The sequence below is a fragment of the Salinadaptatus halalkaliphilus genome, assembly GCF_006543045.1.
GTDB lineage: Archaea > Halobacteriota > Halobacteria > Halobacteriales > Natrialbaceae > Salinadaptatus > Salinadaptatus halalkaliphilus.
This window is the reverse complement of the sequence record NZ_RBZW01000072.1, coordinates 45,557-62,938: the sequence shown is the minus strand read 5'-3', so window position 1 is coordinate 62,938 and position 17,382 is coordinate 45,557. Positions and strand designations below refer to the sequence as shown.

General features: G+C 52.4%; 16 protein-coding genes and 3 pseudogenes. 5 read left to right on the top strand and 14 right to left on the bottom strand.

The window, feature by feature from the left end:
- Positions 1-11: 11 nt before the first annotated feature.
- Positions 12-134 (bottom strand): hypothetical protein, encoded by a 123-nt coding sequence (locus D8Y22_RS23205; protein ID WP_281282424.1) that lies wholly within the window; start codon positions 132-134, stop codon positions 12-14.
- Between the two features lie 86 nt (positions 135-220).
- On the bottom strand, positions 221-1,249 hold the full coding sequence (locus D8Y22_RS19985; protein ID WP_141466411.1) for a Cdc6/Cdc18 family protein: 1,029 nt from the start codon (positions 1,247-1,249) through the stop codon (positions 221-223).
- 96 nt (positions 1,250-1,345) lie between these two features.
- Between D8Y22_RS19985 and D8Y22_RS19980 the strand changes: the two are divergent.
- Positions 1,346-1,663: pseudogene (locus D8Y22_RS19980) on the top strand (zinc ribbon domain-containing protein); the annotation flags it as partial.
- 176 nt (positions 1,664-1,839) lie between these two features.
- Here the strand turns inward: D8Y22_RS19980 and D8Y22_RS19975 are convergent.
- From D8Y22_RS19975 to D8Y22_RS19950, 6 genes and pseudogenes are all read right to left on the bottom strand, one after another.
- A pseudogene (locus tag D8Y22_RS19975) lies at positions 1,840-2,120 on the bottom strand (hypothetical protein).
- A 202-nt stretch (positions 2,121-2,322) separates the two neighbouring features.
- Positions 2,323-2,796, bottom strand: a complete 474-nt coding sequence (locus D8Y22_RS19970) for a hypothetical protein (protein WP_141466410.1) — start codon at positions 2,794-2,796, stop codon at positions 2,323-2,325.
- A gap of 5 nt (positions 2,797-2,801) precedes the next feature.
- Positions 2,802-3,326 carry a DUF7342 family protein gene (locus D8Y22_RS19965; RefSeq protein ID WP_246084532.1) on the bottom strand — a complete coding sequence of 175 codons (525 nt, stop codon included), beginning with the start codon at positions 3,324-3,326 and terminating at the stop codon, positions 2,802-2,804.
- Between the two features lie 299 nt (positions 3,327-3,625).
- Positions 3,626-4,066, bottom strand: coding sequence for a hypothetical protein (locus D8Y22_RS19960; protein ID WP_174811932.1), 441 nt, complete (start codon positions 4,064-4,066; stop codon positions 3,626-3,628).
- A gap of 14 nt (positions 4,067-4,080) precedes the next feature.
- Entirely contained in the window at positions 4,081-4,992 is a 912-nt protein-coding gene (locus D8Y22_RS19955; protein WP_141466408.1) for a ParA family protein, read from the bottom strand.
- A 459-nt stretch (positions 4,993-5,451) separates the two neighbouring features.
- On the bottom strand, positions 5,452-6,759 hold the full coding sequence (locus tag D8Y22_RS19950; protein ID WP_141466407.1) for a tyrosine-type recombinase/integrase: 1,308 nt from the start codon (positions 6,757-6,759) through the stop codon (positions 5,452-5,454).
- A 352-nt stretch (positions 6,760-7,111) separates the two neighbouring features.
- On the opposite strand from D8Y22_RS19950, the gene D8Y22_RS19945 reads away from it, so the two are divergent.
- From D8Y22_RS19945 to D8Y22_RS19935, 3 genes are all read left to right on the top strand, one after another.
- Positions 7,112-8,134, top strand: a complete 1,023-nt coding sequence (locus D8Y22_RS19945; RefSeq protein WP_141466406.1) for a two-component system sensor histidine kinase NtrB — start codon at positions 7,112-7,114, stop codon at positions 8,132-8,134.
- Positions 8,135-8,216: 82 nt separating this feature from the next.
- On the top strand, positions 8,217-10,016 hold the full coding sequence (locus D8Y22_RS19940; protein ID WP_141466405.1) for a PAS domain-containing protein: 1,800 nt from the start codon (positions 8,217-8,219) through the stop codon (positions 10,014-10,016).
- A gap of 132 nt (positions 10,017-10,148) precedes the next feature.
- Positions 10,149-10,508, top strand: a complete 360-nt coding sequence (locus D8Y22_RS19935; RefSeq protein ID WP_141466404.1) for a hypothetical protein — start codon at positions 10,149-10,151, stop codon at positions 10,506-10,508.
- A 338-nt stretch (positions 10,509-10,846) separates the two neighbouring features.
- On the opposite strand, the gene D8Y22_RS19930 is transcribed toward D8Y22_RS19935, so the two are convergent.
- From D8Y22_RS19930 to D8Y22_RS19915, 4 genes and pseudogenes are all read right to left on the bottom strand, one after another.
- Positions 10,847-12,016 carry an ISH3 family transposase gene (locus tag D8Y22_RS19930; protein ID WP_141466403.1) on the bottom strand — a complete coding sequence of 390 codons (1,170 nt, stop codon included), beginning with the start codon at positions 12,014-12,016 and terminating at the stop codon, positions 10,847-10,849.
- A gap of 292 nt (positions 12,017-12,308) precedes the next feature.
- Positions 12,309-12,596, bottom strand: coding sequence for a PadR family transcriptional regulator (locus tag D8Y22_RS19925; protein ID WP_141466402.1), 288 nt, complete (start codon positions 12,594-12,596; stop codon positions 12,309-12,311).
- Positions 12,597-12,652: 56 nt separating this feature from the next.
- Positions 12,653-12,958, bottom strand: coding sequence for a hypothetical protein (locus D8Y22_RS19920; protein ID WP_141466401.1), 306 nt, complete (start codon positions 12,956-12,958; stop codon positions 12,653-12,655).
- 225 nt (positions 12,959-13,183) lie between these two features.
- Positions 13,184-13,447, bottom strand: a pseudogene (locus D8Y22_RS19915) (winged helix-turn-helix transcriptional regulator); the annotation flags it as partial.
- 464 nt (positions 13,448-13,911) lie between these two features.
- On the opposite strand from D8Y22_RS19915, the gene D8Y22_RS19910 reads away from it, so the two are divergent.
- A complete protein-coding gene (locus tag D8Y22_RS19910; protein ID WP_141466399.1) occupies positions 13,912-14,781 on the top strand; it encodes a hypothetical protein in 870 nt (289 codons plus the stop codon).
- 178 nt (positions 14,782-14,959) lie between these two features.
- On the opposite strand, the gene D8Y22_RS19905 is transcribed toward D8Y22_RS19910, so the two are convergent.
- Entirely contained in the window at positions 14,960-16,279 is a 1,320-nt protein-coding gene (locus tag D8Y22_RS19905) for a homing endonuclease associated repeat-containing protein (protein ID WP_160063644.1), read from the bottom strand.
- A gap of 4 nt (positions 16,280-16,283) precedes the next feature.
- The gene (locus D8Y22_RS19900) at positions 16,284-17,114 is read right to left on the bottom strand and encodes a site-specific integrase (RefSeq protein WP_201293965.1); all 831 of its coding nucleotides are present in this window, start codon (positions 17,112-17,114) and stop codon (positions 16,284-16,286) included.
- Positions 17,115-17,382 lie beyond the last annotated feature (268 nt).

The following is a 17,382-nucleotide window of genomic DNA, read 5'->3' as shown; positions in this document are numbered from 1 at the left end:
CTGTAAGGGCTCTATTCGACTTGGGCTTCGTACTCGTCCCAAAGCGTGTCGATGTCCGTGCCGGTCTCCTCAGAGATATGGCGCAGCAACTGCGCTCTATTCTCGAACCGATGGAGTTGGCCCTTTGCACTCATAGTAGGATGTATTTGCTCCTGCAGTAATAAATCACCGGGGTACATTTTCCGTTCAACAAAACGGGACCTATCAATTCCTTAGCCACCTACTCAGCCAGCGTAGGAGATGGCTGGTCGACGATCGCGTATTCCCGATCCCGGCTCGTCCCTTCCGCCTCGAGGAGGTTGTATTGAGTCATCTTAGACAGATACGCCCGCACAGTCCGTTTCGTCCGTGGATCATCGACCTCCTCTGAGTAGCGCTTGTGGATTTCGCTCGGCCCGACTGGGCCGTGATCGCGAACGATGTCGTAGACGACGCGCTGGTGCGGTGTGAGCGAGTCGAGGCTCGTCTGTTTAATCTGGGCCCGAGCATCCTCAGCGGCATTTAGGAGAATGTCGTCGGTGATGCGCTCGTGGTTCTCTCGATCCGCCTTGCCGGCGGCCGTTCGGAGGATGCCGATTGCGAGGCGGGCGTCGCCGGCGGCTGCGTCGGCGATCCGGTAGAGTTGGTTGTCGTTGATGACGTCCTCGTCGAGGCCCCGTTTCGAGCGAGCACTCAGGATGTCGTACAGCTGCTCGTCGTGGTACTTGTCCATCCGGACGTGCTCGCTGGAGCGCAGGCGACTCACGAGGCGGTCGTCGACGCGGCTGAACAGATCCTCTTCCTTGTTCGCGATGCAGATGATCGCGAACTGCGGGAGGCTGTGGAGGTCGTAGATGAGGCTGGGATCTTCGAGCTGGTCGACCTCGTCGAGGATGACGACGGTTCGCGGGCCGTCGTGTTGCTGGAGGCGGTCGACGAGTTCGTCGTGGGGTGTCGACTGGCGGTGGATGTCGATGGTCGCGCCGAGGTCATCGAGGATCTGATAGAGCGTGCGAAACCGAGTGTAGTTGCGCCAGCAGTTGACGTAGGTGGTCTCGACGTTGAGGACCTCTTCACGGAGGCGTTCGGTGACGAACTTCGAGATACATGTCTTGCCGGCGCCGCTGGGCCCGGTAACGATAGCCGTGTCGGTGGGCTCCTCGTTCGTGATGGGCTCGAGGACGCTGGAGAGGTGATTGACCTCAGCATCGCGATGTTCAACCTCCTGAGGGACGAACCCAGCCCGTAGTACACGAGCATCGCGGATCATCTTTTGTCTGAAAGGCTGTTTTTCTGGCTAGTACTAAAAACGTGACTGGGATGTTTCCGGAAACGATTTAATTAGTCCTATTCTGTCTGTGGCAATTCCCGTGCTGTATCGCGATTCTCTTTAGGGAAAACCCTGTTTTCCGGGAATTTCCGGACGGAGAAACCGGTGTGGGTCAGAACACATGACTGTCCGATGTGTGGGTTCGAGGTGGATCGTGACTTGAACGCCGCGTACAACGTGTTGAAGCGCGGATTGAAACAACTAGGAGTGGTTCACTCCGGAGCAACGCCTGTGGAGACTGCAACCGCTGTGTCCACCGGCGGATGCAGAGTTTCTGCGTCCAGTCAAGTGGATGCAAGTCGCGTCGTAGAAGCAGGAACCCTCTGCCTCAAGGAAGCCGCCGAAGGCGGCTGAGTAGACAGGGGTAGTTCACAGCTCTGGGTGTGTTACAACTCGAAAATGGGGGGTGTGGGCTACAATTTCTCGTTTTCCGTTCCATCGATGAGGGAATTGTAATAAAAGGACAAAAAGAATCTCCCGAGTCGAGTTAATTCGTTTGGGTTGACTGGTCCCTTGTATTTCGACTTGATTTATTCGCCCTCACGCCACTGCCAGTAGTAGTACCGATTGTCGTTGATTTCCTCGATTGTGACCATAGCCTTCGCCGGGACCTCGTCTGGGAGGTCATCGGGCCGCTCCTCGACGTCGGCCTCGTCTGGCTCCGCCTCGAGACGAGCCTCACGTTCCCTGTGTTCGGCTAACCCTCGGCGTACGTGGCAACGTCACGGAGGCGCTCCGGAGTGGCTTCGTTGAGCGTGTTGACTATTTCCGGTGTGAGTTCCGCTGCTGGGGCCGGTGGTTCGTAGGGCATCGGCTGTTCTCGAATTAACCAACACAGAACACGTCCCCATAGTTTTGTTGGTTAAGGAGGTAGTACCGGCTCCCGTGCCTACTGACTGTAACACCACTCGAAACTTCTTCATATACAAGTTTCGTACTATGCTACACCGTACTCCGGCGTATCGAACTTGAGATCCTCGCCACTGTCGAGATCATAGTCGACCCGATCATGCTCATGGCGGATTATCGAGATCGTTTGCAATATCCAAAGAACCGACGTTGTAGCACTCTCGCCAGGCGGCCTTGACTGCTCGAGCAACCGTCTCGACCTCTTGTACCCCGATGCACGATTTTTCGACGTCTTCGTCGTCGTTCGAGGCGTTCGGTGATGGATGATAGTGACGATCGTCCAATGGGGCCGTGTAGCCGTGGTGGTGGAGGTCCCATCGGAGGTTGCGGTCCGTGTCCGTATAATGGATGTTATAGTCACCGACTGTTGACCACCTGATATCAAATCTGCCACTCGAGTCCTCCCCGATTCCAGTATTGTACATAATCGTCAGCACATCGGGATTCAGCGGGTCATCTAGTTCTGCTGTTGCAAGTGGTTCTTCCTCCTGGAATATATCTCGGAAATCACATAGCGACTTTCGATCGATGCTCCCCCTCAGAGTATGTGATTCAGAATCTCCGTCTAGATCGCTCATAGAACCTATACCGCTGTTTTACGGATACTGTCTTCAGCCTGATCCAGCGCGAGTGCGACCTTCGCGAAGTTCAGGTTCCGTCGCGTTGTTCGCCACTGTAGCAGCGTCTCCTCGTCAATCTCCATGTCGTTCCAGGAGATATCCTCTGGGTCATCTAATCCAGTTTCTTCACGATATTCTTTGAGTTCGTCCTGCATCTTCTGTACCTGAGTGAGCAGTGTCTCCGAGTCCACGTTCTGTCTCATATCCTGTGCCTGTTCGAGAACCAACGACTCCCACGATCGCGAGTATAATGTCGCCCTGCTATCAGCGTCGGATACTGTTTCGACAAACCCGTCGTCGGCGAGTCCTTCCAAGTGACTTCGGGCTGTGGTCTCTGCCACCAGCGCTCGTTCAGCAATCTCCGTGGCTGGCTTCCCCTCGTATGTGCGACTCACTACAGACTTTACACGCTGATAGGGTGTCGTGTTGTCTCTCCATTCTTCACGGGCTGCCTCGTTAATATCGTCCACTGTTTGATCACCATCCATTTTAATAGCGACTACGGAAACAAGATATAATAATCTGTGGATTGCTATACTGAACTATGGGCTAGAATGGAAGCTCATGTTGGCCCTTATCCAGTTCGAGTTAGCAACTTGCTGGCTCACAGATACAACTCGCAGCAGAACACTCTTGATCCCGGTTAGCTGGAAAAGAGGGCGCTAAGCTCCCGTCCTCAAGGAGCCAGCTACTGCTGGCGAGTAGGTCGGAGTAGTCTGACCCCCTTATACTAATACGGGGGTAATCACACAGCATTCAAGATTCCGTGAATCAGTGAATCAGTGAATCACTGATCAGCGTCTTGCTTGGCGAGTTCGCGAATCATCTCCTTCGTTTCTTCCCGGTGCTCGCCGAACGCCACCTCGAAAACCCCGCGGTAGAAGTGCTTGTTTTTCTCCAGCGTGATATCCTCACGTTTGAGTTGCTTTTTCAGGCGAGTAAACGTGATCTCAATGTCCTCGCTTTGCTCCGGTTCAACATATATTGTGGCTGAATCCCAATCTTCGCGGATGTTCAGCGGTTCATCATCTGTCTCTCCTGCCTCACTGGTCGACGAATCAGTATCGGTCGTGGATGCGGTTCGCTGCTGATCTGATTGATCCTCGGTTGCTGCCGCAGTTTCACGACCCTGTTCTTCCGATTCTTCCGGTGTCTCTGTGGTCTCCTCATCTGCGACCGCGTCCTCCTCATCTACCTCGTCTGAGGGATCCTCGAACCGTTCGTCCATTCCCCGGGGCATTCTTATGCCTCCACCTGCGTTTTGTCAAACGCTCGTTCCATTGTCTCCGCAACCTCGAGGAAGAGGTCGTGCTCTACTTGCTGGTCGTTCGCGTCTTCCCATCCGAAAATATCTCGTCCGTTGTCCCACGCACGCTGGATTGCTACTCGCATCGGGAGTTTGAAAATCGGTGCCATCGACGCGAAGGATTCGTCGAAGGAGTTGAGGAACTTTTTCGACTGCCCGTCGTCCCGGTACATGTTCGCCAGGAGTCCAACGATTGCGATCTCGATCTGCTGGTTGTCCTCGATGGACTCCAGCTGGTCCCACAGATCGTCAAGTGCATCCCGTGATGTTGCTTGGGTCTGTGCAGCCAAGAAGACGTTCTGAGCCGCAATGAACGCCGCGTCCGTCAGGACTGAGAGGTCAGGGGGGCAATCGACTACGATAAAATCGTAGTTATATCCATCGTCAACCATCTCTTCGAGGGCGAGTTTCAGCGAGAGACGGGCATTTGCATCGTCCATCCAGTCTCGAGCAAGGCCCATGTCCTTGTGACTGGGAATCAGGTCGAAGTTCAGATGGTCGTACTCGTCGGCTTCGATCACGATCTCTGAAAGACTAGTATCGTGCGTGCGCGGATTGTCGACGAGTACGTCAAGCAGATTCTCGTCATCGGTGACTAGTGTGTTGGGGAGTTCGTTCTTTGGGCTTGATGGGTCGTTGTCGTCGCCCGGTCCCAGTCCAAGCCCTTTTGTCATGTCGGCTTGCGGATCCATATCGATCGCAAGCACATCGTGGTCGCGAGTGGCCAGCGCCGCGGCACTGTTGATCGTCGCGGTTGTCTTTCCCGTCCCGCCTTTCTGGTTGCCGAAGGCGATCGTAGGGATGCCAGTCGATGGTGTGACGCCCCATCCATGAGGTGATTCGGTCATAGTTAGATCATTGAATCAATGACTCATAAATCCATGTCAGACACTCAGTTGTATCTCTCCCAGTGTGATTTCATCGAATATTGGTGTTTGATGGACTGTATGTTGTGATTTGCTCTTTTTGAGTATCGTCTTTGAATCATTGATTCACTGACTCAATGATTCTTAACGTCAAAAATTCACTGATTCACAGATTCACTACCTCAATAATTTTGTGATTCAGAGGTAGTGTTTCTGAGTCCTCAATTCAATGCTTCAAGAACTCACTGATTCACTGACTCAATGATTCTCTGAGTTGGTGAATTAGCTCTCCTCGTAATGGCAGATAACGCTATAGCTCATTGACTCTTTAATTCTTGACTTCCAGAAATCGATACTTCATTGAATTTGTGACTCTGTGATTCAATGACTTAGTCACCAACCGAGGACAGACATTTGGAATGGCTCGATAGATGGGTAACATCAAGTTCTCTCTCCAAAGGCTGCGTTAAGTTGATCCTGCATGAACTCTCGTCGGACTTGACGAGAACGCGAGTCAGATAGGTAATTTTGCATCACTACCTGAGGATCGCTACTACCTTGCTCTGCAGCGATTTCGTTGATACCTTCGAGAACGCCTTCGAGGGCTACTGTATAGGTATCGTACCAGAATCGACGGCAGAGCTGTGGGCTTGGTCGTTTGCCCTCGATCCGCTCGGGAAGATCTGCCTCCGATGCAAGATTCTGGAACCAATTACGGATTGTATCTCGGGTCACGTACGGCATTTCTCCCTGCGAAGATGGGAACAAATATCTCGTCCACGTATCGTCTTCCGCTAGCTCGTCGATTCGGGAGTCGAGCACGTCCATTCCGTACAAGAGAGATACCTGGCCGGGCCCGTTCTTGCGACTTTCGAATGTGATGAAGGGGACGTCGTCTTCGGGAACGTCACGGTGGAACTGCGAGACGTGGAGTGCTGCGACCTCACTTGCTCGAAGTCCCCAGCCAGCTAGTGCTACTACGAGCAGCTGTTCTTGCGTTGTCTCCGACGCCTGCATTAGCTTCTGAATATGGTTTGCTGAAAGGGAAGGTGTCGGGGATTCTTCTACTTCCCACTTGAATTCGTCGTAGAGGCCGCTGGCAGGGTTCATCGAGGTAACTCGCCGACCGACCAGATGCTGATACCAGGCGTCGACGACGCGCCGCACACGCTGGAGAGTCTGGGCACTGTACTTGTCCTCGGTTCCCTCGTTCAACCAGTCGAACGCTGCATAGACCGCATCAACGGCTTCGTAGGCTGGATTCTCTTGACCTCGTAGAATTGGTGTAAGGAGGTCGCCCGTTCCATTTGCCTCTTGGTAAGCACGGACGTAGAGATTCAGCCGCGTTCGCATTGCTTCGATGGACGACGATGCCAGACTGTACCGTGATTTTCGTCGGTTGAGGAACTGTTCGAGGGCGTCGATTGTTGCCTCGTCCGTTGTTGCCCATGTGTAGCCTTCTTTATTGTCTCCAAGCCCGAGGTCTTTATTCCAGAACTCCCCGAATGAGCGGTCATGATGGCGGCGGAGAGCCGCAAGGAATGATCGTGCATCGTGATTCTGAAACCACTGGTGGGTCGGTTTCTCGCTTGTTGGATCGAAACCCTCTGTTTCGAGACAGGGTGCGATCTCGTCCCAGTACAGGTCCGCGAAGTCTTCGAGCGAACACGAGGTCCATCGAACACCATCGAATGATAGCGCCTGCTCAACGTTGCTCTCGCTCTCCTGTTCGGCATCTGATCGACTCATTGTAACGATCTCTGGGAGATTCGACCATCCGAAATTGGATTGATGTAGAATTCGGATAGGAGCCTGGTCACGGTCCAGTATGATTGTTCTAAGAGTGGCATTTTGGAGCAGTTCAGCAGTTCAGTTGGATTCTTTATTAGTTTGTGGGTTTTGCTGACCGGAAGAGTCTGCTAAACCCACGACAATTTGGGTGAGAAAATGCGCTAACCGAATAAACTGTATGGCGCAATACCTTTTTCGCAGGCTGATTCCCCAGATTCACCTGAATATATCTATAAACAAGAGGGGTTCAATAGAGCTGTTTCAGCATATCAGCAACGATTAACTGTCAGCCACTCTAATTAGATTGAAAATGAACTCTCCTCCCCCTACACTCTGCGAAGACGATTTCTATCAGACACTCGTTGAAAATGCTGCCGAGGGGATGTTGACTATCGACCAGGAGAGTAAAATCGTCTATTCGAATCCAGCGGTCGAAGAGATTCTTGGATACTCTCAAGAGGAGTTGATTGGGAGTTCGAAGATGAAGATTATCCCCGAGCGGCTAGAATCTGTCCACGCTGCGGCTCTTGACGCATATGTCGATACTGGCGAGCGCAATATTGACTGGGACGGAATGGAATTGCCTGCACTTCACAAAGAGGGACACGAAGTACCGACACTGATCAGCCTTCGCGAACATGAACACAACGGTGACCAGTATTTTACAGGCATTATACGGGATATTACCGAGCAACAAAGGCGAGAAGAACAACTCCAGGAACAACGGGATCGGCTGAACGAATTCGCAGATATTCTCACCCACGATATTCGTACCCCTCTCTCTGTCGCCCAAGGCTATACTGAGGTCGCACAAGAAAATCACAATAGTCCAGAACTCGACGAAGTTTCCGAGTCACTTGATCGAATTGATACCTTAGTCGATACTGTCCTTGAACTTTCGAAATCGGGGCAGTTAATTGGAGAAACTGAACCTATTGATATCGAAGCGTATATTCACAAATCCTGGGATAGCGTCGAAACTCAAGAGGATACGTTACAGATCGATGATGAACTGGGGCAAATAGTTGCTGATACAAGCAGGTTCCAAGAACTGTTGGAGAATTTGTTCCGGAACGCAGTTGACCACAGTGATGAGGCTGTCAGAATCTCTGTGGGGAGCCTTGCTGAAGAACCAGGAATATATGTTGCAGATGATGGCCCTGGAATTCCGAGTTCAGTTCATACAGACGTATTCGAACACGGATATTCGACAAATCAAGCGGGAACCGGCTATGGCCTCTCGATTGTACAACAAGTCGTGCAGGGTCACGGGTGGGAGATCGATATCACAGAGAGTGCTGAAGGTGGTGCCCGATTCGAGATTAAGTGGTAGCAATACTGGTCCCGATCGGCATTCACTGCTTAGCCGCACATGTGACGGATATTTATTGTGATTGAATTTCAATCAGGGAGACATGACCTCAACCTCGCCTCATCTAACACTCGAGGATGCCTTAGATGAGCATGCACTTCTCTCCGACATCGAAGACGGCGTGACAGTACTCCACATCGAAGATGATTCGAGCTTTGCTGATCTTGTTTCGACGTTCTTAGAGCGTGAGCGCGAGTTCTTCGATATCCACACAGAGACAAATCCAGTGGAGGGTGTGGAACTTGCCAAGGAGGGGGAAGCAGACTGTATTGTCTGTGATTACGACATGCCGGAGATGGATGGGTTGGACGTTCTCGAAGCCATCAGATCGGACATCCCTGAACTCCCGTTTATTCTGTTTACTGGGAAAGGGAGTGAAGAGATAGCAAGCGAAGCGATTTCCGCTGGCGTTACCGAATATCTTCAGAAAAGGGGTGGCACAGAGCAATACGAGGTCCTCGCCAATCGCATCGAACAGGCTGTTGCTCGACGCCGAGCAGAACGGCAGGTCACGCGAGGATTCCGTGCTATCGAAACGGCACACGACGGAATCAGTCTGCTCGATCCTGATGGTAAATTCATGTACGTTAACGAGGCGTACGCAGAGATTGTTGGGTACGAGCGAACAGAATTAGTCGGGCAACATTGGGATATTCTGTATCCAGAGAAAGAAGAGAAGCAAGTCCACGAAGAAATACTTCCCGGAGCAAGAGACGAGGAGTGGGTCGGCGAGACAGATTACATCCGCAAGGACGGGAAGGCGATCACTGTCGATCACCGACTGGTGTACACCAAAGAGGACACGCTGGTCTGTGCGATATCTGCGACCGATGATATCGAAACAGTCCGCGACGAACTCTCACTGAAAGAGCATTCAATGGACGAGGCACCGATCGGGATCACTATCACGAATCCAACACGGCCTGACAACCCAATCATTTACGCGAACAGTGGGTTCACCGAATTAACAGGCTATGCTAGAGAAGAGGTTCTTGGTCGCAACTGTCGATTCCTACAGGGAGACCGAACACAGCCGGGACCAATCACCGAGCTAGATCGGGCTATTGACGCTGAAGAGCCAGTGAGTGTGGAACTCCGGAACTACCGCCAGGATGGGGAGTTATTCTGGAATCGTGTCACGGTTGCTCCCTTGACAGACGAGGACGGGGACGTGGAGTATTTTGTGGGGTTCCAAGAAGATGTAACAGCCCGCCGAGGACTGTTAGAAGAGTTCGGCGCACTCGCGGACGTACTCTCACACGATATGCAAAACCCGCTTCAAACGGTTCGTGGACGAGTGAGGTTAGCGCTGGACACTGGAGATGTAGACCATGTCGAGGAAGCTCTCCCCTCCTTGGATCGAATGGAGCAACTGGTCGATGATGTCGCCAATGCACTAGAATCGGGTACAATCGTTGGCGAACACCATCCAATCGACCTAGAAGAACTTGTCGAGACGACGTGGGAGTCATTAGACCGACACGGTGAAACCGGGTCCCTCAAAATCGATGACGCGCCGATGGTCCACGGCAATCCGGAAGCAGTCCGGCGAATGTTCGATAATTTGCTCGGAAACTCGCTAGAACACGGAGAGGCACCGATCAACATTCGAGTTGGTGCCTCAGACGATGGAATCTTCCTCGAGGATAACGGGCCTGGTATCGCTGAGCCGAACCGAGAACAAGTGTTCGAGCAGGGCTTTTCAACGAAATCCCATAACGGTGGGACTGGAATGGGGATGGCGAGTGTCCGGCAGATCGTCTTAGCTCATGACTGGCGGATCGATATCACTGAGAGTGACGAACTCGGTGGTGTGAGGTTCGAAATTCAGACCCGCCAGTAATGATGTCCAACAGTACTTCAGGTGGGCTAGACGACGAGGCTTCCCAGCTGTACGGGCAGTAGGAAGCTGCCGACTTTCACAGATACGCTACTATGCCAACATCTATTGTGTCATCGACACAAAAATTCGGACATGGACGACGACAGTGATGAAGACACGCTACAAGAAGCGCTAGACCGGGCACAAGATGTAATGTTGCCAGCGGATGATTCTGATGAACTCCAGCCAAATTATCCAGCTGACTACACTCCCGAAGAGCGTGTTGAACACGTTCTTCGAGGAGAGTACCCCCGGTGGCGAAGTGTAGAATGGATTACAGCGGCTGCTGATACGGATTCGGACGTCTGCTGGTCTGTTATCCAGGATCGACTCGGTGAAGGGGAAGTCGAAATTTCTTCGGAGGGTGTCCGGCGGAACCGATATCACGTCTACTTTGAGAAGGTAGAAAAGGCCACAGAGCGTGCTCGTGAGCGTCCACGTCGGCTATTGTGAACTCGGTCGCTGGCACGACACGCCACCTCTCCGTCCAGTAAGGAGAACGTCTCATGGGTCCGTTCTCGAGGTCACTTCTCAGTGCTGCAGGGTCGCCAATATACCTTTCCGGAGGCGATCTGTTTTGATTCCAGTTCACCCAGAAAGACAAGATCAGTACCTCACAAATCAGCCTCAGCTAACTGGCGCTGAAGCGTGAGTTGCCGACGAATCAGAGCAGAATCTGTTCTCCATAGATCTACCCGACAACAAGAGACGAGAGGCTGTCGCAGTCGGCGGCAATTAGCCGCCGACGCGACGGTGTTGCCACTGGTCGATAGGGCGTCCCCGGTCACCGGTTACCGGTGAAACCGATCATCCGGTAGCCGGTTCGCGGGGACGGCCCGACGCACCGCGAGGGCCGTCCACGCTGCCCGAGTCACCATGTCGACGAACTCTTCGAATGGCCACCACCAGAGGCGACGCCCGCCTCGACGGGGCGTCGCCACATACTCCCAGTGCAAGTACCGCCAGACGTTCTGAATCAACAGGCTGAGTACGACGAACAACAGCCGTCTCGTGGGATCTTGCGTCGTCGTCGAGATGATCGTTGACTCGGAGAGACGGTAGCTCGCTTCGATCCCGAACCGCTTGCTGTAGTGGGATCGGGCCTGTCGAGGTTCATCGACGAACAGCGCGTCGACGGCGTAGCCGTGACGCGCCACCCCGTGCTCACCGTAGCGACCGTTCTTGTAGGTACAGTCGATCATCACTGGAAACTCGACGGTCCACTCGTTCTCGCCGTAGGACGTCGTGAGATCGTGAGTGATCTCACGACTCCAACCGGTGCTGAGTTCGTTCTTGATCGTGCTGCCCCACTTGATCACCGGAACGATGTACGCGAAATTGTGTGCCTGGAGCAACGTGAGACACTTCCCGTCGTAGAAGCCGCTGTCGAGATAGACCGCTTTGACGTCGAAGTCAAAGTTGCTGACCAGTCCGAGGAACTCAGAAAGGACATCGCTGGCGGTGTCGCCGTCGGTAAGACGGCGCACCGCCAAGGTGTAGCGTTTGTTGTTCACGCGGGCGTAGAGTGTGGCGTAGGCGTGGAACGCAGTCGTTCCTGCTTTGGCTTCGCTGTAGTAGAGGCCGTCAGTCTCGTCTTCGTCACCGTAGTAGGGCCGCAGGTGGAGGTCAGCGACGACCTCCACCTGCTGGGGAAGCGTGTCGAGGACATCTTGTTGGAGAAGCGCGTTCCCGGTTGATTCGACGGTTTCGAGGTCGAACTTGGTGCGTAGGTGATAGAGAACATCGTTCCCAGAAGGCGCATCCTCACTCTTCTCGCAGAGTGAGGAGATCGAGGTCCCGTCGGCGGTCGCGCCGACGAGGACCTCGAAGATGTCCTCTGGATCGATTTCTGCGTTCTCACCGAAGTCCAGCGTGAATGCGCCGGTGAGAACGTTGACGAGAAAGTTAAGGAGCTGGTCTTCGTGGATTTCACTGTCCGCTTGTGGCTGGTTGTTGGACACAACTCAGCAAGCGGACTTCTCAACTAACGGCTTTGTGAAGTACTGAACCTATATGTGTTTCAAGCAACTAATTCTGTTGCTGGGCTGAATGCCACCCTCCAGGCACGCCGAGCAAGTGTCAGAGGCACGGACGGAACGGCAGAAATATTCCTTTTGCTGAACGAAGAGTGTACCCGAGCCAGTGGCTACTTTGATGGGTCCTTGTTACTGGTCTCGGCGTCGGACGTCTTATCATCAGTATCAGTGTCTGACTGGTGTTCCAACAGCTCAAACGGGCCACGAATGAGGTCGATCATCCGTCGAGCAACTCACCAACGTACTGATTTTCCCACTCTCGTCGTGCTTCAATCTCGCGCTGGCCACGTCGGGTAACGCTGTAGAAGTTCGTCCGACGATCTGCTTCCCCTTTCTCGACGAGACCTTTATCGACGAGCGTATCGAGGTTCGGATAGAGTCGCCCATGGTGAATTTCTTTCTCGTAGTAATCCTCGAGTTCGTCTTTGATCGCGAGTCCATGGGGATCATCCTGTCCGGCAATTGTATAAAGAAGGTCCCGTTGAAACCCAGTAAGATCGTACATAGACACTAATTGAGGGTGTTAGTTGTTAAAAACGTCGATATTCCTAGGTGAATAGCTCAGGGCACCGGAGACAGATTACCCCCAGCCATTTCGTCGATCTGGTCGATAACTCTCGTGATCAGACCATATGGATCATTGATACCACCACTTGGATCGTGATCAAGGACGGTTACCTCGAGAGCATCAGCGCTCTGGATATCACCCGTATTCACGTCGACGTTGAGAATCGATCGGGCGTAGATGATGAGCACGCGCTGGTCAGAGACGGTCAAAAATTCGATATCGAGTGCTGACAATGCCGATAGAAGGTCGACACTTGACGCCGCATGGTATTGTTTCTCTGCCTGTTCGCTATCAGCCATTAGTCTTTCCACTACATGCTACCCGAAAATTCTACGGATCAGTCGCTCGTTAACCAACAGACACCTCCTTGCGGCCGTCTGTTGGTTAATTCTCTGCGCCGGTGTCGGTCAACGGGTGAGGACTGCCTCTCAACCTGGGGTCTTCATTGGGCTCACCAGATCTTTTCAAACACGGCATGTGAGATATTTCCGTCTTTTCGAGGATCGAACCGGTCAGGTGCTTGCAAGCAAATCCTCAAAATTTTCGTTCTCATCGTATTGTTCGCGGTAGCGAAGTGCCCGTTCCCCAAGCGATGTAATTTCATAAAGCCCAGAGCGATCGGCAGGACCAACTTTCTGGACGAGTCCATAGTCTGAGAGTACTGGAAGACGGGTATTGATATTTTGCCGTGATTTGTTTGTATGATGCGCAAGATTCGTTGCTACGTTTCGACCAGTCTCCTCGAGTGCTTCAAGGATAAGAAAATCTGTTGGCTGTCGCAGTTTCATTCCAATCCCCAGTCATGAGTTGCGATGGTGACAAAATATCTTTGTTGGCCATTGTATACGATGGCGGTTATTTCCACAGACGAATCTGTGTAGAATTGTGTTTTTATTTCCCGGAAGCAGTGAAGGAGAGTCAGTACAAAAAGAGCCGGCGTCGGCCTTGTAGTTGACAGCTGGTAGCCACTGACTGTTCTGTCTTCAGTTATGATCGAACCCCAAACCCATCATCCGACCAGTAACAGCACAGCAACCGAGACAGCATTCGTTGTGTCGTTTTCGGAAAGCACAAACAATCAGGAACGGCGCATCCGGTACGTTAAACGCCAAGACAACTCGCAGTTCTGGCGCGTCGACGAATCGCGCCACGATGGCAGCTGGCAGGTCGAGACTGTCGAGCCGATCGAGAACCTGCAGTGCCAGCAGCCAGACATCACGGATGCCCTAGCCCCTAAGGCGGAATCGGCAGTATGACACACGCAAGATCGTGTCCACCGCGTGACGACCTCGTAGCAACACCCCATCATCCGACGACTCCCAACCACCCATATGGCGATCGAGCGGCTGTCTTGCTCGAGGCAAACGACCAGCATGCCCTGGCCGAGACACCGACCGCGATCTGCTGTCCGAACTGTGGCGAGGCCGTCACCGTCTACGAGCAGGGGCTTCCAACAGTCGTCCCGCATCTCGACATTGCCTGTGGCCAATGCGACGTTGAGTTGCGCGTCTGGTGTGTTGTCGCGGTCGATGCTGCGTATCTCTCAATTGTCGAGCCCTCGACGCTGACAGCGATGGTCCAACGGTTCTGGGACGACTGGCTCTGGGGTGGCATTACGAACAGCAAAGGCGAGCCGCGCAACGACGAGTACACGAGCCGGTTAGCAGAGAAAGCCTCAGCCTTTGGCTGGGACTGGGACGTCTCCTGTCCGCTGTGTCGGCGCTCACTGACGACTCTCAACCACGACGGCGCGATTGCAAACGGGAGCCTCGACTACCACCATTGGTCCCATAATCCCGATCAGGGGATCTGTCTCTGCCGTGAATGTCACGACATCATCGGCTTCGATACCTACGATACCGAACTCGAGGATCGCGCTGAAGCCTGGGGGTTTGACTCGCGGCATGATCTCCAGATTATTCGGCTTGGGCTTCGCCACGCTGCTGTTACTGGGCGGCCACTCGAGTCGTGGCATGCCCCAGCGCTTGTCGACCGGTACAATCTCCCCCAGTCGGTCGAGCGAATCGACGGACTGATCCGATCCATCTGTACCGACGACCAACTCTGCGATGCGTTCATCGACTCGCGGCTTGTTGCTGGAATTGAGTCTTCTACTAAATAGCCAACTCTACAATTACGGCCGATATTAGTTGAGATTCAGTAGATATATTCTCACATGTAGGATTCATACGGCAAAATCGTCGGAATAGGGATGGATTTTAACTAATTTGAAAGCATACAACAGCTATGTTACTATCGGGTGATTCAGATCGTTGGTGAGAACAGCGGTGGAATCAGGACTAAACTGGATCAAGGACAACGTTTGGCGGGTCATACTGGTTGTGAGTGATGTCTTCGTGAACGTACAGCCACAGGAAGAAGTCCTCAATACTTGCATGCCAGTTGGTGTGCTTAATACCAAGATGGCGACGGATTCGATGAACAGGAACACTGTTGCGCGCCATTCTAATACCACCGGTTGCTCGCAGATCACTTGCTCGCACTAACGGGACTGGCTGATTGAAATTGGGATGCCCTGGAATAGTTTGTTCTCTTTCTGTAAGCTCGGCCTTCTCTGCTGTCTTCATTATTGCGCTTTGATATAGCATGGAACTTCTGCCAGAGAGTGATCGGTTCGACTGAAACCACAAGGTATGACCGGGGAGCTGTGTATCAATCTTTCTTCCACCACTAGACCACGACTCAGGAAGTCGAAACTCCCATCTCTTTCCTGATACTGTCTGTTCTGCTGGAACAGTGACGATGACATCGTGACGCCGCTCTTCAACCCACTCGCTTTCGAGATCATTGAATAACTGACCCGTGAGCCCAGTGAACATTGCGAGAAGCACAGCTAACTTCCAGGCCGAGTTCTGGAGCTCAGTAGCGGTAGTATGGAGCTTTTTGAATTCCGAGGAGCTGAGGGGTCTTCGGTTTCTTGGTAGAAGTCCAGCCTGAACGACAGCCCGCCACCAACTCCCAAATCTATATTGATATGTCGAAGCGCCAAAGCCGGTTTTACTGGCTGATTCTTGCGGTGGTGCGACATCATCACCATCCGAAGCCTCCCGGAGCGCAGTAAGTAGCTGTCTGTCAGAGACATTCTGTTCCCTGTTCGGGCTATAGCCCGCAGCTCTTACGGCAGCATTCCAGCTCCCGAATCGATCTTTGTAAGGACCTACACTGAATTTTCCGTTTGAGTTCATCTCTGACATTGTTGGTTGTTTGTCCCCACTGAGTCGGCGCATTTCGTCGAGGAGTTCATCTTCAGTGCAGTGGTCGTTTGGGGTGTAGCCGGCAGTCTTTAGAGCGGCATTCCAACTCCCGAAACGGCGCCGGTAGATACTAGGCCAGAATTGTCCATCTGACTTCATATCTGACGTTTCCGGTGCTGAGTCTCCACCTACCCGCTGCATCTCCTCAAGGAGTTCCTTCTCAGTAGGTGAGCTGTTCGGGATGTACCCGGCGGCCCTCACAGCGGCATTCCAGGATCCAAACCTGCTCTCGTAAGGAGTTCTACTAAATTTTCCGTCTGACTTCATATCTGTGATTGACGGTGCTGAGTCCCCACCGAGTCGGCGTAACTCATCGAGGAGTTCTTGTTCACTGATTCGTTTCATTGACTCAGTACATGTGTGTTTCTTCCTGTTTGTCGATCTCTCCATTTGCGAACGAAATGTAGGGGGCCATACTCTGAGCTGTTTTGTGGCCGGTTTTTTTGATGGCTTTGTCAGGATTCGTGTCGGTACGCATCAACTGTGTACAGAACGTTGCACGGAGATCGTGGGAGATAATATCCGGTATCTCGTTCCCCTTGTCATCTGTTCCAAAATTCTTGATTTGTACCGTTTCACGGTCATTGGAATTGTCGATAGGGTCTTTTATTTCCAATTCCTGGCGGAGCCGATCTTCGCGGAACTGGGCACTAATCTCGGTGTAAGCACCAATGTCACGGTACCATTTGTTGAGGGTACCCTTGGAAACGCCGTCCCCACCGATCATCTTTTCACCGTGCATGGCATCGTCAGGGGCGTGGGTTCCTGTATGTGCAAAATAACGTCTAACCATATCTTTGAGAGGGAAATATTCACGCTCCTTGGTGACTGGGTTCGTCCAAGTGTCGTCGATAAGGATTTCACGGCCTTCGCCAGCTGGAGTCTTCGGTTCAAACTCGCCGTGGCCTAGCATGTTGCAGTCGCCGCACGGTTCATGAGTTCCATACTTTCGACAGGGATCGCTAGCCGGCACTTTCAGGTAGAGCGTGGGCTCTCCGTCTCGTGTTGGTTTCCAACGAAACCAATTGGTATGAACATGGCCTATAGTGTCAGGTCGAACACCTGTTCCGACGTGAAGGACTCCTGAAAGCCCTTTGTCAAAATTAGGGTAGTCAGCTGCACCTCTGACGAAGGCCACGTGGCGAGATTTGTAGAGCGGGATCGCGGTACGTCGGGGCATTTGGCTATTATTAATGTAGTAACAACTTATGTCTTACCAAGAATGTAAGGTAATTCTTATAATGTATATGGCATTATTTTAAAAAGGATCTTTATATTGCGGAGGAAAGTTCGCGGAATCTCCACATTATCATTGAAAACGTAGAGTCCTCGTTTCATTTTAGTCAGTTTTCTTATGTTGGTCTCAGCACGGTTATTTCACTCGATTTATTTGAGTTTTTACATTCCACCTTCTCTTCCATCAATCAACTCTTGTTGAATACGAGTCC